This is a genomic window from Xenorhabdus littoralis, assembly GCF_033949345.1.
In the GTDB taxonomy this organism is placed as follows: Bacteria; Pseudomonadota; Gammaproteobacteria; order Enterobacterales; family Enterobacteriaceae; genus Xenorhabdus; species Xenorhabdus littoralis.
The window spans coordinates 1-17,686 of the sequence record NZ_VCDP01000068.1; the positions used below are offsets into that span (position 1 = coordinate 1).

Consider the following 17,686-nt stretch of genomic DNA (forward strand, 5'->3'; position numbering starts at 1 on the left):
TGCGGGTGGTTCTGATTTTGAAATACTATATTAGATGATGCAAAAAAGTATCAGGCTTTTTCTCTTATCCCTTCAACAGAAATGATCAGCTCGACTTCCTGAGATTTTGGCCCCAGATCGCTTTTTACATTAAAATCTTTCAGTTTGATTTTTCCATTGGCTTCAAAACCTGCTCGGTATCCTCCCCATGGATCTTTGCCTTCTCCCATTAATTTGGCATGTAGTGACACAGGTTTGGTCACACCATTCAGCGTCAGATCACCGATAATAGTGTAGCCCTCTCCCGTTTTTTTGACCTCGGTAGAAGTGAATGCAGCCTCTGGATATTTTATAACGTTCAAAAAATCAGGGCTGCGCAGATGCTTGTCGCGTTCAGCATGATTGGTATCGATACTATTTGTTTTAATAATGACGTTAACTTTATCGGCCGCAGGATTTTGTGCATCGAACGTAAATTTGCCGTCAAATTTACTGAAACCCCCGTAAAGCCAGCTCATACCCAAATGTTGGATGCGAAATTTAATAAAGGCATGTTGATCATCAGTATCGATTTTATAGTTAGCTGCCATTGCAGAACCAGTACCCATCAATAAAGTACCCGCAGTCAGGCCGATTAACGCTTTTTTAAGCATAGTTTTTTTAAACATCATTTTTGTAAACATCATTTTTGTAAACATATAGTAATTCTCCAGAATTTATTTTATATCGGAAGTGAAACCAAACATTCTTTTCAATGTGATATCTCGGTCAATAAAGTGATGTTTTAATGCCGCCAGCCCATGTAATAGAGAAATCACCACAAGAATCCAGGCAAGATAAAGATGAATAATACCGGCAGCATCAGCCTGTATTCCCTGTTCTGCCAGAGTGGCGGGAATTTCGAACCATCCAAAAACGCTAACGGATTCACCATCTGCGGTAGAAATCAAATATCCGCTGATCAGAATGCTGAACAGGACGATATAGAGCGTGAACTGAATCAGTTTTGAACTGATGCGTGTGAAGTGGCTGTAGCTTGCCAGCGGTTTTGGCAGAGGAGAAATAAACCGCCATATGACGCGGAATATCATAATAATGAAGAGGCATATACCGATACTTTTATGCAGTCCCGGAGCCTGATGATACCAAGTATCATAATAGCTTAATGTCACCATCCATAATCCAAGGGCAAACATCCCGTAAACAGCGAGGGCGACTGACCAATGGATTAGAACAGAAATATGACCAAAGCGTGTGGAAGTATTTTTTAATAGCATACAGTTTCCTTCTTTTTGATCATCTGAAGATTATTAGTATAAAAAGCATACATTGAGTGTCAGTGAGAAAGTTTGTTTATTATAGTAGATAAAAATAAGATTTTATTTTTGTGAATCTTAACCAAATAATTTGGTTAAGAATATCAAAATTTATCAATAATAAAATGGAAAAAAATTATTCCAGATAAGAGGAGAGATAAATCTAAACTCTGTGTATAGTTATATTTCTTTTGGTTATATTCTTATATTTAATTATTTTTAATGTTTTTTAAATCTGGTTTTTTTAGCTTGCCTGTTACGGGATATATTTATTAAATATTATTTTATCCATCTCTTTTATCTTGTCGTCAGGCATTGTAATATTTTTTATGCAGTCACATCATGTTAATCATTATAGAGAGAAAGTCGATGTATACATTGTGGATAGCCAATAAAAATTACTCTTCCTGGTCACTACGCCCGTGGATTTTACTCAAAGCACTGGAGATCCCTTTTCATGAACGGCTGAGTTATTTTGAGGATGGTAAAAGTAGTCATGAGAAATTCAAGGCGTTTTCACCTAGTGGTTTGGTTCCTTGTTTGATTGATGGAGAAATGACTGTTTGGGATTCGTTGGCGATTGCAGAATATATCGCTGAAGAATATGCACAGGTATGGCCATCAGATAAAATAGCCAGAGCATGGGCGAGAAGTACTGCGGCAGAAATGCATTCCGGTTTTGCTGCATTACGTCAGATTTGCCCGATGAATTGTTCCAATATAATTAAACGGGATGAAGTCACACCGGAACTGCAAAATGATATAGACCGAATCGATGTTCTCTGGTCAGAAGGATTAACTAAATTTGGTGGTCAATGGCTGGCAGGTGATAAATTCACGGCTGTTGATGCGTTTTATGCTCCAGTGGCTTTTCGTGCTCACACTTATGGGCTGAAGTTTTCTGCTGGTAGTCAGGGCTGGATTGATCGTATGTTGAAGCATCCGGCAATGATTGAATGGGTAGAAGCTGCGGCAAAAGAACCCGAAATAGCCCATTAATCTACGCAGTATCATCTTATTATACAGGGTGCATTGTGTACCCTGACTTAAACTATATTATTTAAGAATGTATAAGTAATAATCCATTTCCCTTGATTATAATTAAAGTGATTATTTTATTTTTATTTAACTTGGGTTCCCCTCAAAGTGCCAATACAAATAAAGAAAAAAGCTGTGAAATACTCATTGAGATGAACAAGAAATTTATTGGATTGCCTCCAGAGAACGCCGCTCGTCTGTATCGTTATCTGATGAGCCAGTTACTATAGATGATGTCTAATCGGATAATACGGGCAAAAAAAAAGCTCCGTGTAGGAACGGAGCGGGAATGGGTAAAAAGTAGCTGGGAAAATGTAGTACAGGTGCATAATAACCCCGCCCTATTAAATGATGACTAAACGAAATAATCTATTTTAGAAATAGTGTCACTTTCTAATAAGTGTCAAGGGGTAGCATAGTTAATAACGCCCTGTTTGTCTGAATACTTGGTATGATCTGTGGTGCATGAGCTGCATGAGCTGCATGAGCTGCATGAGCTGCATGAGCTGCATGAGCTGCATGAGCTGCATGAATAGTCAATTCATCAACACGACCATACCAAATATCAGTCGTTATCACGGGGATAACCCTTCACCTGATTTTTCTAATGAAAAATTGCGTCCCGAATGACTTCCAATGAAGCAGGGTTCTCAATCAGGGCAATATCGCTTGGCTCACGTCCTTCACAAATGGCCTGCATAGTGCGGCGTAACATTTTTCCTGAGCGAGTTTTTGGTAACTGAGCCACAAAATAGACGCGAGCCGGACGTCCGACACTCCCGATTTTCTTATCAACCAACCCCATCAACTCTTTTTCTAAAGCAGCAAAATGGTCAGAATTCTGGATTTCCCGCCCCTCCTTGAGAACGGCAAAAGCAACTGCGGCTTGGCCTTTCACTTCATCTTTGATGCCAATTACCGCAACTTCTGCCACATCCTGATGGCTGGCGATACACTCTTCTATTTCTCGCGTTCCCAAACGATGACCTGAAACATTAATCACATCATCGGAACGCCCCAGAATAAAATAGTAGCCGTCACTGTGACGAATGCCCCAGTCAAATGTTGAATAGACCTGCTGATCAAAATCTTTCCAGTAAGTATTGATAAAACGGGTATCGTCGCCGTAGATGGTTTGGATGCAGCCGGGAGGGAGCGGGCCTTTAATGACCAGTATTCCTTTTTCGTTGTCACCACACTCTTGGCCTGTCAGTTCGTTGATCAGTCTGACGTTAAAACCGTACATAGGGAAGCCAGTACTGCCAAAGCGGCTGGGTCTGTCATCCAGACTCTGCGCAATGGTCATAATCGGCCAGCCTGTTTCGGTTTGCCAATAATTATCGATCACGGGTACGTTAATGATTTCGGTAATCCAGCGGGCAGTGTGTTCATCAAGGGGTTCGCCTGCCAGATAGAGCGTTTCAAGCGATGAAATATCATATTTTGCGATAACGTCCGTCGGATATTTCTTCAGGACACGGATCGCGGTGGGAGCAGAAAACATTTTGGTGACGTGATGTTTCTCGACAATTTGCCACCAAATACTGGCATCCGGGCGTATCGGCAGCCCTTCATACATGATGGTTGCCATACCCGCGATCAGGGGGGCATAGATAATATAAGAATGACCAACAATCCAGCCAATGTCCGATGTACAAAAGAAAACGCCGCCAGCTTTACCTCCAAAAATAACGTCCATGGATGTTGCCAGTGCCACAGCATAACCGCCGACATCTCGTTGCACACCTTTGGGGGTTCCTGTTGTGCCTGAAGTATAGAGTACACAGGAGGTTTCGTTGGATTCAAGCCATGTGACAGGAACGCTGGCATCAAGATGTTCCTGCCGCAATGTGGCGAAATCCACATCTCTGTTTTCTACCCAATTGATGTCAGCCAGCCTACGGTTAACCATCAGAACATGGCGTGGTGTGTGATTTGCGAGTTCAATGGCTTCATCCAGCAGAGGTTTGTAGGGCATGATTTTACCTCCGCGTGACCCTGCATCCGCAGAGACGACTAAAACAGGTTCGGCGTTATCTAACCGGGCGGCGAGGCTATGGGAAGCAAAACCACCAAAGACCACTGAGTGGATCGCCCCGATACGAGCACAGGCCAGCAAAATAAACAGGGCTTCAGCCACCATAGGCATATAAACGACAACCCGATCGCCTTTTTTTACGCCAAGTGAGAGCATTATGGCGGCAGCTCGGTTTACTTCCTGATGTAATTCTTTGTAGGTGAATACTTTTTCACTATGGGTTTCCGTTGAAATTGCAATCAGCGCCTTGGCATCGGGCTGACTTTCCAGCCAGCGATCCAGTGCGTTATAGCAGAGATTGGTTTTTCCCCCGCAGAACCAGCGGGCAAAGGGCGGATTACTGTGTTCCAGCACCTGTTCAAAAGGCTGTTGCCAGTGTATCCTTCTGGCTTGTTCTGCCCAAAAGGTGTTAGGGTCATCAATAGACTGCTGATAGAAATCTTGGAATGACATACTCTCTCCTAGCGCCATGCAGATGAGAGGCGGCTTTTGGAACTAAAGCCGCCGATAGTGATATCTCCATGATATTTCAAGCCATAATTTTGTTGGCTACCTCCACGTCTCCGGTCACTTTTGCCGTCGGGCTGAATCTTGAAATCCATTTTGTATCGATTGTATAACGTACAAATCGAGGTATTCGTTCACGGGGATGTCTCTCAATGACATGAGGTCAAGCGAGGCCGCCAGAATTTTTTGTTGTCTCTCTTCAGGGAATCGACGTGCCAGATTGGTTTTGAATTTTTCCTCCAATAGAGGAATACCCTCTTTGCGGCGGCGGGCATGTCCAATCGGGAACTCAACTATCACTTCATCAAGCTGAGTGCCATCGGTAAATACCAACGTCAGAGCATTAGCAATGGAACGTTTTTCAGGATCATGATAATCGTGGGTGAAGTCGGTATCTTCGACACAGATTATTTTTTCCCGTAAAGCATCAATACGTGGATCGACAGCGACATCATCTTCATAATCCGCAGCAGTCAAGCGACCAAAAATCAATGGAATGGCAACCATATACTGAATGCAGTGATCCCGGTCTGCCGGATTATTCAGTGGGCCTTGTTTATCGATGATTCTGATGCAGGCTTCATGGGTGCGGATCGTAATGCGGGCGATATCTTCGATACGTTTACCGTTCTCTTTCAGTTGTTGATGCAGGATCATTGCTGCTTCTACGGCAGTCTGCGAGTGGAATTCTGCCGGGAAAGAGATTTTAAACAGCACATTTTCCATCACATAAGAACCATAGGGGCGCTGGAATTTAAAGGGCTGACCATTGAACAAGACATCATAAAATCCCCATGTTTCCGCGGTTAATGCCGAGGGATAACCCATTTCCCCCGTTTGCGCCATCAGAGCCAGACGCACAGCGCGGGAAGTCGCATCTCCCGCAGCCCAGGATTTTCTGGAACCGGTATTGGGCGTATGTCGATAGGTTCTCAGGGACTGTCCATCAACCCATGCCAGTGAAACCGCACTTAATATTTCCTCACGCTCTAATCCCAGCATTTGGGCGACAACCGCAGTGGAGGCTACTTTTACTAAAATCACATGATCTAAGCCGACTTTATTGAAAGCATTTTCCAATGCCAGACAGCCCTGAATTTCATGCGCTTTAATCATGGCTGACAGCACATCCCACATAATGAGTGGCGGCTCTCCACGGGCAACTGCATTTCTTGACAGCCAATCAGCAGTCGCCAGTATCCCGCCAAGATTGTCAGACGGGTGCCCCCATTCAGCCGCCAGCCAAGTATCATTGAAATCCAGCCAGCGGATCATGGCACCAATGTTGAATGCGGCTTGCACAGGATCGAGCTGGAATTGAGTTCCCGGCACACACGCACCATTGGGAACTGTCGTGCCCGGTACAATTGGCCCCAATAATTTGGTGCAGGCGGGATATTCCAGCGCTTCCAATCCGCAGCCCAACGTATCCAAAAGGCAGTGGTGCGCGGTTGCGTAAGCGATTGGAGAGGTAATAATGTAGTCCATGACATAATCTACAATATCTACAATGACCTGATCGTAATCAGGGCGGTTGTTAACAACAGAGGCAGACATAAATAATCCTTAAGTTGTGTTAACTACATTATGTTAACTACATTGTGTTAACTATATTGCGTTAATTAAATTGCATTAATTACATCGCGTTAATTACGTTGATCAATGGGTTTAAACACCAAATTTTCAGGGCCGGTATAGTTAGCTGAAGGACGGATAATTTTGTTATCAATGCGCTGTTCAATAATATGAGCCGCCCAGCCTGAAGTACGGGCAATCACAAATAGTGGTGTAAACATAGCGGTGGGGACGCCCATGATGTGATAGGACACCGCAGAGAACCAATCGAGATTCGGGAACATTTCCTTGTTATCCCACATCACGGACTCAATGCGATTGGCGATGTCATACATTTGGGTTGTACCGGCTTCTTGGGAAAGCTGTAGGGAAATATCCTTAATCACTTTATGGCGCGGATCGGAAACGGTGTAAACCGGATGACCAAAACCGATAATGACTTCTTTTCTGTCCAGACGAGCAAGGATATCGGCCTCAGCCTGATCGGGAGTGTCATAACGTTGCTGGATGTCGAACGAAACCTCATTGGCACCCCCGTGCTTTGGCCCGCGCAAAGCTCCGATGCCTCCGATAATGGCGGAATAGGTATCTGATCCTGTGCCCGCAATGACGCGGCTGGTAAAAGTAGAGGCATTAAATTCATGCTCGGCATACAGGATCAGGGAAGCATGCATTGCCTTTTCCCATGATTTACGGGGTTTTTGCCCATGCAGGAGATGGAGAAAATGTCCGCCAATGGAGTCATCATCGGTTTCAACTTCAATGCGGCGCCCATTATGGCTGTAGTGATACCAATAAAGTAGTATTGAACCGAGAGAAGCCAGCAAGCGATCAGCGATATCGCGAGCGCCGGAGAGGTTGTGATCTTCTTTCTCTGGCAGGGTACAACCCAGCACAGAAGCCCCTGTACGCATCACATCCATGGGATGCGCTACCGCAGGGAGCGCTTCCAACACCGCTTTAACACTACTGGGCAAACCACGCAGGGCCTTCAATTTGGCTTTGTAAGACGCAAGTTCTGCGCGGGAAGGCAGTTTATCGTGGATGAGCAGATAGGCTATCTCTTCAAATTCGCAATGGGCAGCCAAATCGAGAATATCATAGCCACGATAATGTAAATCGCTGCCATTTTTACCCACTGTGCAGAGCGCTGTATTACCCGCAGTAATGCCGGACAGGGCAACGGATTTTTTCGGTTTGAATGGCGTAGATTCAGCAGATCCCGTTGCCGTATTCTGTTTATTCATGAGTATCACCTTTGCTATTTTTTGGGGAAAACAGGGAGTCCAGTTTTCGCTCAAAAGTGTAGTAGTTGATGCTTTCATAAAGTTCATTACGGGTTTGCATCATATGAATGACATTTTTTTGTGTGCCATCGCGCCGTAGGGTGGTATAGACTTGTTCGGCGGCTTTGTTCATGGCTCGGAACGCTGATAGCGGGTAAAGGGCAATAGCGACATCTACGCTCCTCAGCTCTTCGATTGTAAATAACGGAGTCGCACCGAACTCAGTAATATTCGCTAAAATGGGAACCTGCGTTCTGGACGCGAATTCCTTGTACATGTGTAATTCTGTGATAGCTTCAGGAAACAGCATATCCGCACCTGCTTCAATATAGGCTTCGGCTCTGTCCAGGGCGGCATCTAACCCTTCCACTGCCAATGCATCAGTACGTGCCATAACAACAAAATTATCATCAGTACGGGCATCTACAGCAGCCTTGATACGGTCAACCATCTCCTCTTTGGAAACAATTTCTTTATTCGGGCGATGACCACAACGTTTAGCTCCGACTTGATCCTCAAGATGGATACCCGCCGCACCTGCTTTAATAATAGAACGAACTGAGCGGGCAACATTAAATGCGGAGGAACCAAAACCGATATCTGCATCTACAAGCAGTGGTAAATCACACACATCAGTGATGCGGCGGATATCGGTCAACACATCATCAAGCGTTGATATACCCAAATCCGGTAAACCAAGCGAACCTGCGGAAACTCCGCCACCTGAAAGATAAATGGCCTTGTAGCCTGCCTGTTTCGCCAGCAATGCATGATTTGCATTGATAGTTCCGACTACCTGTAACGGAGATTCGGCCTCTATTGCTTGACGAAAAGCCAAACCTGCAGAAGAAAATGCCATATATAACCTCGTTGTTACTAAAATGAAACAAATTTGTATATATTTAAATATAAAGCAAGGTTTGTGCCAAGAATTGAAAAAAGAGAATTAATCAGAGATTCATCATAATGGTTTTGTTATTTTTTAATTTAAAATCAGCGTATTGGTTTTTTTGAGTTGATTTTGTGGTGATGGACTGGCTATTGGTTATAATTTATGGGCGTTTCATTTTTAATCAATAATGTTTCGTTTTTGTTTTAATATTGTATGGTGTAACGTCTGGATGAAACAATTGAAATAAAATGAGTGATTAAAAGAGAAGCAGGAGGAAATATGACATCAGTACAGGCCGGAGAAAGTGAAAACAATAAACCAGTCATCTGGACAGTCTCCGTTTCCAGACTTTTCGATCTTTTCCGTGATATTACGCCAGAATTTGATCACCAAGCCGATATTACGCCGATCCAGTTAGGCTTTGAATATGCAATTCAACATATCCGCAAACGTCTGGAAACAGAACATTGCGATGCCGTGATTTGTGCGGGTTCTAATGGCGCATATTTAAAAAGCCGTTTATCAGTGCCTGTGATTATTGCTAAAGCCAGCGGTTTTGATTTTATGCAGGCATTGGCTCGTGCCCGGCAAATCAGCTCACGGATTGGTGTCATCACTTACCAGAATACCCTGCCTGTACTGGAAGAATTTCAGCAACGTTTCAACCTGCGTATTGAACAGCGTAGTTATGTAACAGAAGAGGATGCCAGAGCACAGGTCAATGCCTTGAAAGCAATGGGAATGAAAGTCATTGTTGGTGCTGGACTGATTACCGATCTTGCCTATGAAGCTGAACTGGTCGGGGTATTCGTCTACTCTGCGGACTCTATCAGACAGGCATTTCGGGATGCGCTGGATATGGCCAGAATGACCAGACTCAATCAGGCTATTATTTCGCCTTATCCTACGGCAGATAAACTACGAACGCGTCATACGATCAGTGACATCCGGGGAAATTCTGCTGCGGTAGAACATGTACTCAATACAATTATGTTGTATTCCCGTTCGACGGCGACCGTTTTGATCCAAGGGGAAAGTGGTACAGGTAAAGAGCTGGTGGCTCAGGCCATCCACCATGAATATGCTCTGCGTTATGGGCCGTTAGCGGGAAAACATCCACGACCCTTTGTTGCCGTTAACTGTGGCGCTATTGCGGAATCTTTGTTGGAAGCGGAGCTATTTGGCTATGAAGAAGGGGCTTTTACAGGTTCCCGACGCGGAGGACGCGCAGGTTTGTTCGAAGTTGCTCACAGGGGAACGCTGTTTCTGGATGAAATTGGTGAAATGCCTCTGCCCTTGCAAACACGGTTATTAAGAGTATTGGAAGAAAAATCTGTCGTCAGGGTCGGAGGATATCGCCCGATTGCAGTTGATGTCCGCATTATCTGTGCTACTCACTGCGATTTAGATACATGGGTGAGAGAAGGGCGTTTCCGGGCAGACTTATTCTACCGTTTGGGTGTATTGCGGATAAATGTGCCCGCGTTGCGGGAAAGGGGAAGCGATATTGGTTTATTGGCAATGGAATATTTACAACGGGCATTCGCAGCACTTAATTTATCTGTATCATCATCGAGAATACGGGAACTCACTGCTTGCCATGAAGCATTACAAACTTATCATTGGCCCGGAAATGTGCGTGAACTGCGTAATTTAATGGAGCGAATAGCGCTTTATCTTAGCGCTCATCCTGAGCAGGTTTTGACTCCTGCATTGATATTATCGCTTTCACCTGAGCGTCAGATTGATATCAATGCGATAAACAGCAATATGAAAGTAATTCAGACTGAAGCATTTTCTCCTATTCAAAATGTACCTTCAGTGCATGATGTCTTGGCGCGATTTTCAGGTAATCGTCGTGCGGCAGCAGAATATCTTGGGATTAGCCGCACGACGTTGTGGCGAAGATTGAAGCCGGGCAGATCAGGGACTTAACAAGAAAAACTTACTGATATAAACCATTTGAGATTGATTAGACATAGTTATAAGAAAAAAAAAGTATAGGAATATTCGATCCTGATATTTAAAGATTATCAAATATTTTTACTGATTGAGTAAATACATCTCCACGAACCAATTCAATATGACTATTTGGATCTCTTTTCATTAATTCGGTAGCATATTTGAATTCTGAATAGGTAATAAGGAAATGATCTTTATTAGAACCAATATCGACATAATTACTGCGACGCCATCTATGATGAAAGTGATTTTCATTTATATTATATATTCCTTCAGAGTTACCAACCGGATGATCTTGTGCAATAAAAATAATTTTTTTTACAGGAGAGTTGCCATTTTTTGCTTCTTGTACAGCCCAGTCAATTGAGGCTTTACATAATTTACGTATAAAGGCTTTTGACAAGCAGTGAGATATCAAATCACCATAAAGGAATGTTTCCCTATTATATTATTATTTATGTTAAATGGGGCCTGATTATGACAATCTCCATGTATTTACCAATACGAATCTACTATACTCGCTATCTTTCAAAGTGTCAGTTTTATTAACTACGTTCATGCTCCCTAATCAAGTAGCTATAACCATATGATTATAAACATAGAGTTAGCTATGTTTATAAGGGATTATAAAGGAGTCTTTCCTTGTCAGAGAGCCACACCTTGAAACTCATTAAGTAATTAATATAAGTTAACTTTTATTTGCCAGTAAGTGAGCATATCGCTTCATGTCAATATTTCCGCCACTCAGAATAATCCCGATACGCTGACCTTTTAATTGTTCCCGCATCGCTTTTGCTGCCGCGAAACCTAAACATCCTGTAGGCTCAACGATAGTTTTCATTCTTTCAGCCAAAAAGTACATGGCACCGATCAACTCTTCATCTGAAGCTGTCAGAACATCGTCAACCAGATGGCGAATGATAGGAAAAGTCAACTGCCCCAGATGTTGTGTTTGTGCGCCATCGGCAATCGTTTTTGGCGTTTCGATATGAACAATTTCACCTTGTTTAAAAGATTGCTGACCATCATTACCGGCTTCCGGTTCGACACCAAAAACCCGGCATGTTGGTGATAAGTGAACAGCAGACAATGCAGATCCTGCCAATAAACCACCACCACCGAGAGGCATAAATAAGGCATCCAACTCGCCGACTTCTTCAAATAATTCTTTAGCCGCAGTTCCTTGACCAGCAATAATATGTGGGTGATCGAAAGGTGGAATTAACGTCATGCCATCTTTTTCTGCCAATTGACGGCCTATTGCTTCGCGATCTTCAGTATATCTATCGTAGAAAATTACTTTACCACCATAACCTGTGGTTGCGGTCACTTTGGCTTTTGGGGCATCCTCAGGCATGACAATAGTGGCGGAAATATTCATTAATTTGGCCGCTAACGCAATAGCTTGTGAATGATTACCTGATGAAAAAGCGATAACTCCGGCTTTTTTCTGTTCATCGCTAAATTGACATAGGGCATTTATGGCACCACGAAATTTGAATGCGCCCATTTTTTGATAATTTTCGCACTTGAAATAGACCTGAGCGTCAAAAATTTCATTAACAGTCGTTGATGTGAAAACCGGAGTCTTATGGATATACTTTTTGATACGAGAGTGGGCTTCAGAGATATCATTGTAATCGGGAATAAACTTCATTAGATTGGCCTCCTGAGTTTATTAAAACTATATAATTAATAGCTGAAATAATAGTTTTGTGATCAATGTTGAGAAAGTTATTATCAATCGTATATTATTTAAAACCTGATGTATTCTTGTGGTATCCAGCCAGCTTCACCCGATTCTTTATGTGCCCAATACCAGCCATTCAATGAATTCTCCAGATATAGATTTTCGCCCACTTTAACTGTTAATTCATGAGCTGTATAGTTTTCATTACATATCGCTTTATCGGGATCAGTGAACTGTAAAATTTGCTGGGGAACCCAGCCGCTGACATTTAAGATATTAGTTGTCCAAACCCAGCAAGGATATTCGATATCACTGTGACTGATCGAAACGATATCTCCAGCTTGTAATTTAATGGGATTCGGATAAGCGCTGATATAATCGTGGATTACAGTTACCTTTCTCAATATTCTTACTCCTGAATTCTATTCTCTCCTCGCTACGAAAAAGAGGAATAAATATATCTTGAAGTGCGATGAGTATCTATCAGGTCATATGCAGGTAAGGTATCTCCAGCCTGTAAGAAGGATACTCTTTAGGGTTATCATAACAGAGAGGATCGAGATATATCGAGCGCCAGGATAATCTTCCTCTTTAACTCAACCCATTGATATCCCTAATTTCCGTAAGAAAACCGTAATTCCCGTCCCGAGCAGGAATTAAGTAAAATCAGTAAGTTATCTAAGGTTGGGGTTTCTCACTTACTCACTTTGTAAATTATTGATTTAATTGGTTTTTATTCTATGGCGTCGCTTCCTTCCTAATAGCACAGTGAAGTAATGAGAACATATTAAATCGCCTCACTTACCTACTGATTTTTGAGTTACATTTATCAGAAGCGTTTATTTATACTAAATAGGATAGGTTAAATTACCTATATGATATAGCAGTTATCATTTCAGTACTCTATTAATGATGAAGTAATAAGAATTGTTATTTTTAATGATTTCATCAAAAGGAGCGCACGATATGAAGATTGTCAATATATTATTTTGTGCAGCTTTATATTGTTTGTTGATATCCCCAGTCTCGGCAGATGAGAAAATGGGTAATGCAGAAAAACAACAGGTTCTTTCTGCTGATTATAATATGGAGTTTAAAAATCACCCTTCTTCTTTAAATGATCTCGTGATAATCAAACGAAGCACCGACTGTATGTACGATAGTGGTGCAAATCAGATAAATATTGCTTCCGGCAACCAGCAAGGTACCCATTTACAAGACAATGATAACGTATTTAGTGCTTGTGCGCTTAGACCTAAATGGGTTGAGTGGTCGGTTTCTAGTGGCTCCATGAATTGTGCTTTGAGGTTTGAGCGTGGGTACGATTTCAGTGAGGTAAATTGGTATACGGTAATTACAGGGTGCCCAAATATAGTTCAGAGTGCCACTTGTGGAGATGCTGACTGTAATCAGACTAACGTTTACGGAAGTTCATCGTATATGGATATCAGTGTAGAATTCCTTGTTCAGTGATTTGGTACGCTTCCACATCCTATGCAAAAAGGTGAGATTTCTCACCTTTTAACCCCTTGATTTCATTAATCTCTGGTTCTGTGACAGGATTACTTAACCTCTTGATTTTATTTAATTCCCGCATGGTGCAGGTTTCCCGATTTCAAATCGGAAAACGTAGGCTATCGCTTCATATGTAAAAGGGCAGAAATTTGCCTGTTTAGCGATTGACCGAAGACCGTGAGGCACAAAGGGTTTTGGCAACGTGAGAAACCGTATCCCCCTTGTGTAGCATCAATAATGCCATGAGTCGGCGGGCATAGTCCTTATCTCGGGTTGTCTGAATAAGTTTTTTCATCTGCTGTCGTTCATCTTGAGAGATTGGTGATAGGATAGGCATAACTCAGTCCATTGGGTGATTTGTGATTTTTAGCCATTGATCCGATCGTAAAAATCGGACTGAGTTCCCTTCAAGTGATCTACTATTATGAATTCTTATTTAGATTCGATCCCCACAACAATAATAAAGATAAACGTCTTATCACATTAACTACCGTAATGTCGGTAGTTTGCCCAAAGCCACCAGCTCACAGGATACAAACGCAGGTATGACGGGCAATACAAAGCTTTTTTAGGGCTTAGCCCATAGGCTCAAAGTAACTCATTGATAAGTATCAAATACCCCGAATCGCAGAGTTTGGATAAGCGTACATTTTCAACTTTCCCCAATGGAGTAAGTTAAGAATAATCAATTGGTTATGTTTTATTCCGTGGACTGAATGCCGGCTTCCTCAAAATGAGGTTTCCGAGAATATCAAGAGGTTAGGCATAATTCCGGTGAAACGCCGGCATCGACCTAATTCACTGGAATATAAAGCTTGTTCAGAGTCTTTACTCAAGCCCCTTTTAAAACCCTTTACATTAGGCAAAACCTCAACATACACTAACCCTAACATTTTTGACGTAAACTAAACACACAGTGAATGGGGGGTTAAAGATGTCGTTATTAGATGCTGATGAATTTGGAGGAAATTGGGTATTTCGTTTCAATCAAACTCTAAATTTTCCCCTTAAGTTCTCTTCGACTATGCAAAATGGCACCTGTAGTAGTTTGGTAATGGCGTGGGTAAAGATGCACAAATCAGGAAAGTCTCACCTATTCCCCGGAAATATAAAGCTCCCTAGTTATATAAAAATAGTTGAAAATCTTAAAGCTAAGAGCATGGATGGCCTGCAATTTCTTAGTGAAAACGGGTTATTTTCTGGGTATGCACGCCGCTATGGGGGGAACGATTTTGTAAAAAACTTAGCCACAATCCATGAAGGTTATGAAGCTTTGGCATATGGAGATCATGCTATTGGTCTAGCAGTAACTGCTCATGGGGTTGATTGTTTCGACCCCAATTTTGGTTGCGTCCATTTCCCGACACGTGAAGATTTTATAACATGGTTTGAAGAAAGATATTGGCCTAACCGTGATGGAATAGGAACGATGGCGAGGCCATGCCATTACATTCTTGTGTACCTAATTGTATCGGCCTAAAAACCATGAGTGCACATCGCCGCTAGGCTGCAATCTACCCCCTGCCCGTAAATCCACCAGCGAAGTGATTCCGACGTTTCGACGGAATTAAGTTAATTCAGCAAGTTACCCCATGCGCAGCGCTGAACAAGGCGCGATGCACAGTGTGGATGAGACAGGTGCCCAGATTGGGCAAATCCGGTCATGATCCACGGTCAGTTGAATAGCAACCAGCTTAAGGAACTGCAAGACGTTCTGAGCAATCTTGAATTACCGCAGAAAAAGCGACAGCGCCTGTTATGGCGCATTGCAAAATACGGGGTGATTCAGGCGGCAAAGCGCAATGTGCGCAATCAGCAATCCCCACGAAATAAAAGTAAACCCGACGTAAAACGGACTACTCCGCACCCGCCTGCACGTTTTGGATCAAAAAATTATTTCAGTTTTAAAATTCTACAAAGGGAACGGCCAGACCGCGCCAGCGCTGGCGATGTGGGAAACATCGCAAAATGAAATGCGTGAAAAGGTTTTCAGGGAATTTCAGTTTTTGGATCTAGAACGGATCACGGGGAAAATATCATCACATTGATATTAAAGGGGAAATTCTATTTTACGTGGGTGAATGGATCAAAAGACAAAGCCACATCATGTTAAAGAATTCAAGGATTGTGCGGCTTTGCGAAAGAAGATGGACTGAAATTTATTGCTTCAATGCGTTATTACTGTGGCTATCTTCTTCTGGGTGCACGACTCTGATTGCTTGGGCGGTTTCGATAACTTTGATTGCTTCTTCGACTGATAGTCCTTTCAAATCGACAAGGGTTCTATCTTTCGATACTTCAATTTTGATATTCCGTTCTTGGGTAAACATTTTCATTATCCTTAATAGTGTTGGCGCTATTTTGACTAAGCCGTTATGGATTATGTTAGAAGCAAAAACATAAGGCAAGTTAAGGATAATTTTAGAGTCAGTAAGCCTTTAGCTAAAAATTTCTATCGCCATTTTGCCGCCATTGACAAAGAAAAAGGCGCTGCGCTTTCACGCAACCCCTTGTTTTATTTGGGCTGGCGGAGTCTGAATTGGTTGTGTAATTCATTGAATTTATTTTGGTAACTACAAGTTCAACTTTTCGCTGGTGCCTATTTAGGTGCCTAAAAGTTTTTTCACCTCTTTTTGAATGGAAATAGAAGAGAGGTAGGGAAGAGGGCGAACATGATTTAAGTGCTCATCAGCCCGGTAGCTCGTCTGGCTCTGAGAATATCGGTCGCGGTCAGAAATGGTGTCTGTTCCTGCCATGTAAACCCTTTGCGGTCAGTGCGAACCAGTTCATAGCGTTCTACCAGGAAATTCACCGTATCAGCAAGTGTTATTCCCGCTTCAATATGTTCCTGAATAGCCGTGTCGTTGTGGAATGGCGTGTCGTTAAGCGTCAGACCATAATGATGTTCTAGCAGATATGTTAAAAGTTTCTGCCAAACCTGCACGGGCGACAGGCGTGACGAAACCGGCACCGTGGCCGGTACAGATGAAATATGCATGAGTTGAGTCCTAATAAAAGAAGAAAAGAGAAGGTGCTACTGGGCTGGATAAATTGAAATGTAAACGTAGCCGCAACTGGCACGGGTATCAGCTACACAGGTTAATCCGGTAAGGCGAACCTTCACTTGCTGTTGCCAACGAGGATTGAGATCGCCGGAACGCAGCATATTTTCCAGTTGTGCGATAAACAGAGGGAAAGTTTGTTCCAGTTTCTGTAACTGTTCCGGACTAAAGCTCCCCGTCAAACCGGCTCTGTCAGCGAGGTAACGTAGGTGATTGCCTTCTTGAACTAATCTGGCTCCAAATCTTGGGGTGATATCGCTTTGTAGCCCCCACTCATGGGATGGTGTAAATGGCATGAAAATCTCCGTTAAAAGCAAACCACGCTCGGCAAAAGAAACCACTTCGTTCCCGACCACGAGATGATCCAGCACCCGCACTTCCACCAGTGCCAGCGCTTTGATGATCCGCTGAGTAACATGTTTGTCCTGCTGGCTGATTTCTGTCGTACCTGAAGGATGGTTATGGGCCAGAATGACCGCAGCGGCGTTGTGCTTCAGAGCTGACTTCACCACTTCACGGGGATGCACTTCGGTATGACTGAGTGTGCCGGTAAACAGCGTTTCTCGCTCCAACAAACAGTGCTGATTGTCGAGATACATCACGATAAAAACTTCACGTTCCTGATGAACCATCTGGAGCTGAAGCCAGGTTTTAGTGAAGCTGGTAGAGGTAAATGGCTCACTCGGTTGACGCTGGTATTTTTCCAGCAGGTGCAGTGCACGGCGAATGACACGTTGCTCGGTGGTAGTGAATACCGGGGATATATTGAGTGCGGACATAATTGTTCCTGAAAACAAAAAGCCCTACCGGCTTAGCAGCAGGGCGT

18 protein-coding genes and 2 pseudogenes are annotated in these 17,686 nt (G+C 43.0%); 5 read left to right on the forward strand and 15 right to left on the reverse strand.

Translation table 11 applies throughout. The features are described 5' to 3' along the window. Nucleotides 1-50 precede the first annotated feature (50 nt). Together FE394_RS15945 and FE394_RS15950 are read right to left on the reverse strand one after the other, a co-directional pair. A complete protein-coding gene (locus FE394_RS15945) occupies nucleotides 51-632 on the reverse strand; it encodes a YceI family protein (protein WP_319927377.1) in 582 nt (193 codons plus the stop codon). A gap of 63 nt (nucleotides 633-695) precedes the next feature. Beyond that, entirely contained in the window at nucleotides 696-1,256 is a 561-nt protein-coding gene (locus FE394_RS15950) for a cytochrome b (protein ID WP_319927350.1), read from the reverse strand. A 408-nt stretch (nucleotides 1,257-1,664) separates the two neighbouring features. Between FE394_RS15950 and FE394_RS15955 the strand changes: the two genes are divergently transcribed. Beyond that, nucleotides 1,665-2,294 (forward strand): glutathione S-transferase family protein, encoded by a 630-nt coding sequence (locus FE394_RS15955; protein WP_319927351.1) that lies wholly within the window; start codon nucleotides 1,665-1,667, stop codon nucleotides 2,292-2,294. 432 nt (nucleotides 2,295-2,726) lie between these two features. On the opposite strand, the gene FE394_RS15960 is transcribed toward FE394_RS15955, so the two are convergent. The 5 genes from FE394_RS15960 to prpB form a co-directional block, all read right to left on the reverse strand. Further along, nucleotides 2,727-2,912: a hypothetical protein gene (locus FE394_RS15960; protein WP_319927352.1), complete on the reverse strand. Its 186-nt coding sequence runs from the start codon at nucleotides 2,910-2,912 to the stop codon at nucleotides 2,727-2,729. 25 nt (nucleotides 2,913-2,937) lie between these two features. Then, complete coding sequence (locus FE394_RS15965; protein ID WP_319927353.1) at nucleotides 2,938-4,824, reverse strand: propionate--CoA ligase; 1,887 nt, start codon at nucleotides 4,822-4,824, stop codon at nucleotides 2,938-2,940. Nucleotides 4,825-4,938: 114 nt separating this feature from the next. Next, complete coding sequence (locus tag FE394_RS15970; protein ID WP_319927354.1) at nucleotides 4,939-6,435, reverse strand: bifunctional 2-methylcitrate dehydratase/aconitate hydratase; 1,497 nt, start codon at nucleotides 6,433-6,435, stop codon at nucleotides 4,939-4,941. Nucleotides 6,436-6,524: 89 nt separating this feature from the next. Further along, the gene (prpC, locus tag FE394_RS15975; protein ID WP_319927355.1) at nucleotides 6,525-7,700 is read right to left on the reverse strand and encodes a bifunctional 2-methylcitrate synthase/citrate synthase; all 1,176 of its coding nucleotides are present in this window, start codon (nucleotides 7,698-7,700) and stop codon (nucleotides 6,525-6,527) included. Continuing rightward, nucleotides 7,693-8,598 carry a methylisocitrate lyase gene (prpB, locus tag FE394_RS15980; RefSeq protein ID WP_319927356.1) on the reverse strand — a complete coding sequence of 302 codons (906 nt, stop codon included), beginning with the start codon at nucleotides 8,596-8,598 and terminating at the stop codon, nucleotides 7,693-7,695. The genes prpC and prpB overlap by 8 nt, the downstream gene beginning before the upstream one ends. 312 nt (nucleotides 8,599-8,910) lie before the next feature. On the opposite strand from prpB, the gene prpR reads away from it, so the two are divergent. After that, on the forward strand, nucleotides 8,911-10,566 hold the full coding sequence (prpR, locus tag FE394_RS15985; protein WP_319927357.1) for a propionate catabolism operon regulatory protein PrpR: 1,656 nt from the start codon (nucleotides 8,911-8,913) through the stop codon (nucleotides 10,564-10,566). Between the two features lie 88 nt (nucleotides 10,567-10,654). On the opposite strand, the gene FE394_RS15990 is transcribed toward prpR, so the two are convergent. From FE394_RS15990 to FE394_RS16000, 3 genes are all read right to left on the reverse strand, one after another. After that, nucleotides 10,655-10,996, reverse strand: a complete 342-nt coding sequence (locus FE394_RS15990; RefSeq protein WP_319927358.1) for a hypothetical protein — start codon at nucleotides 10,994-10,996, stop codon at nucleotides 10,655-10,657. A gap of 285 nt (nucleotides 10,997-11,281) precedes the next feature. Next, nucleotides 11,282-12,250: a threo-3-hydroxy-L-aspartate ammonia-lyase gene (locus FE394_RS15995; protein ID WP_319927359.1), complete on the reverse strand. Its 969-nt coding sequence runs from the start codon at nucleotides 12,248-12,250 to the stop codon at nucleotides 11,282-11,284. Between the two features lie 98 nt (nucleotides 12,251-12,348). Continuing rightward, nucleotides 12,349-12,687, reverse strand: coding sequence for an SH3 domain-containing protein (locus tag FE394_RS16000; protein ID WP_319927360.1), 339 nt, complete (start codon nucleotides 12,685-12,687; stop codon nucleotides 12,349-12,351). A 562-nt stretch (nucleotides 12,688-13,249) separates the two neighbouring features. On the opposite strand from FE394_RS16000, the gene FE394_RS16005 reads away from it, so the two are divergent. After that, nucleotides 13,250-13,756, forward strand: coding sequence for a hypothetical protein (locus FE394_RS16005; protein WP_319927361.1), 507 nt, complete (start codon nucleotides 13,250-13,252; stop codon nucleotides 13,754-13,756). A gap of 202 nt (nucleotides 13,757-13,958) precedes the next feature. On the opposite strand, the pseudogene FE394_RS16010 reads toward FE394_RS16005, so the two are convergent. Continuing rightward, nucleotides 13,959-14,135 (reverse strand): annotated as a pseudogene (locus FE394_RS16010) (IS630 family transposase); the annotation flags it as partial. A gap of 597 nt (nucleotides 14,136-14,732) precedes the next feature. Between FE394_RS16010 and FE394_RS16015 the strand changes: the two are divergent. Both FE394_RS16015 and FE394_RS16020 read left to right on the forward strand, forming a co-directional pair. Continuing rightward, a complete protein-coding gene (locus FE394_RS16015) occupies nucleotides 14,733-15,278 on the forward strand; it encodes a YopT-type cysteine protease domain-containing protein (protein WP_319927362.1) in 546 nt (181 codons plus the stop codon). Between the two features lie 183 nt (nucleotides 15,279-15,461). Continuing rightward, entirely contained in the window at nucleotides 15,462-15,770 is a 309-nt protein-coding gene (locus FE394_RS16020) for a hypothetical protein (protein WP_319927379.1), read from the forward strand. A gap of 187 nt (nucleotides 15,771-15,957) precedes the next feature. On the opposite strand, the gene FE394_RS16025 is transcribed toward FE394_RS16020, so the two are convergent. The 4 genes and pseudogenes from FE394_RS16025 to radC all read right to left on the reverse strand — a co-directional run. Further along, nucleotides 15,958-16,128, reverse strand: coding sequence for a hypothetical protein (locus FE394_RS16025; protein ID WP_319927363.1), 171 nt, complete (start codon nucleotides 16,126-16,128; stop codon nucleotides 15,958-15,960). 347 nt (nucleotides 16,129-16,475) lie between these two features. After that, nucleotides 16,476-16,796, reverse strand: a complete 321-nt coding sequence (locus tag FE394_RS16030; RefSeq protein WP_319927364.1) for a TA system toxin CbtA family protein — start codon at nucleotides 16,794-16,796, stop codon at nucleotides 16,476-16,478. A 36-nt stretch (nucleotides 16,797-16,832) separates the two neighbouring features. Then, complete coding sequence (locus tag FE394_RS16035) at nucleotides 16,833-17,156, reverse strand: type IV toxin-antitoxin system YeeU family antitoxin (RefSeq protein WP_319927378.1); 324 nt, start codon at nucleotides 17,154-17,156, stop codon at nucleotides 16,833-16,835. Between the two features lie 15 nt (nucleotides 17,157-17,171). Continuing rightward, nucleotides 17,172-17,639: pseudogene (gene radC / locus FE394_RS16040) on the reverse strand (RadC family protein); the annotation flags it as partial. Nucleotides 17,640-17,686 lie beyond the last annotated feature (47 nt).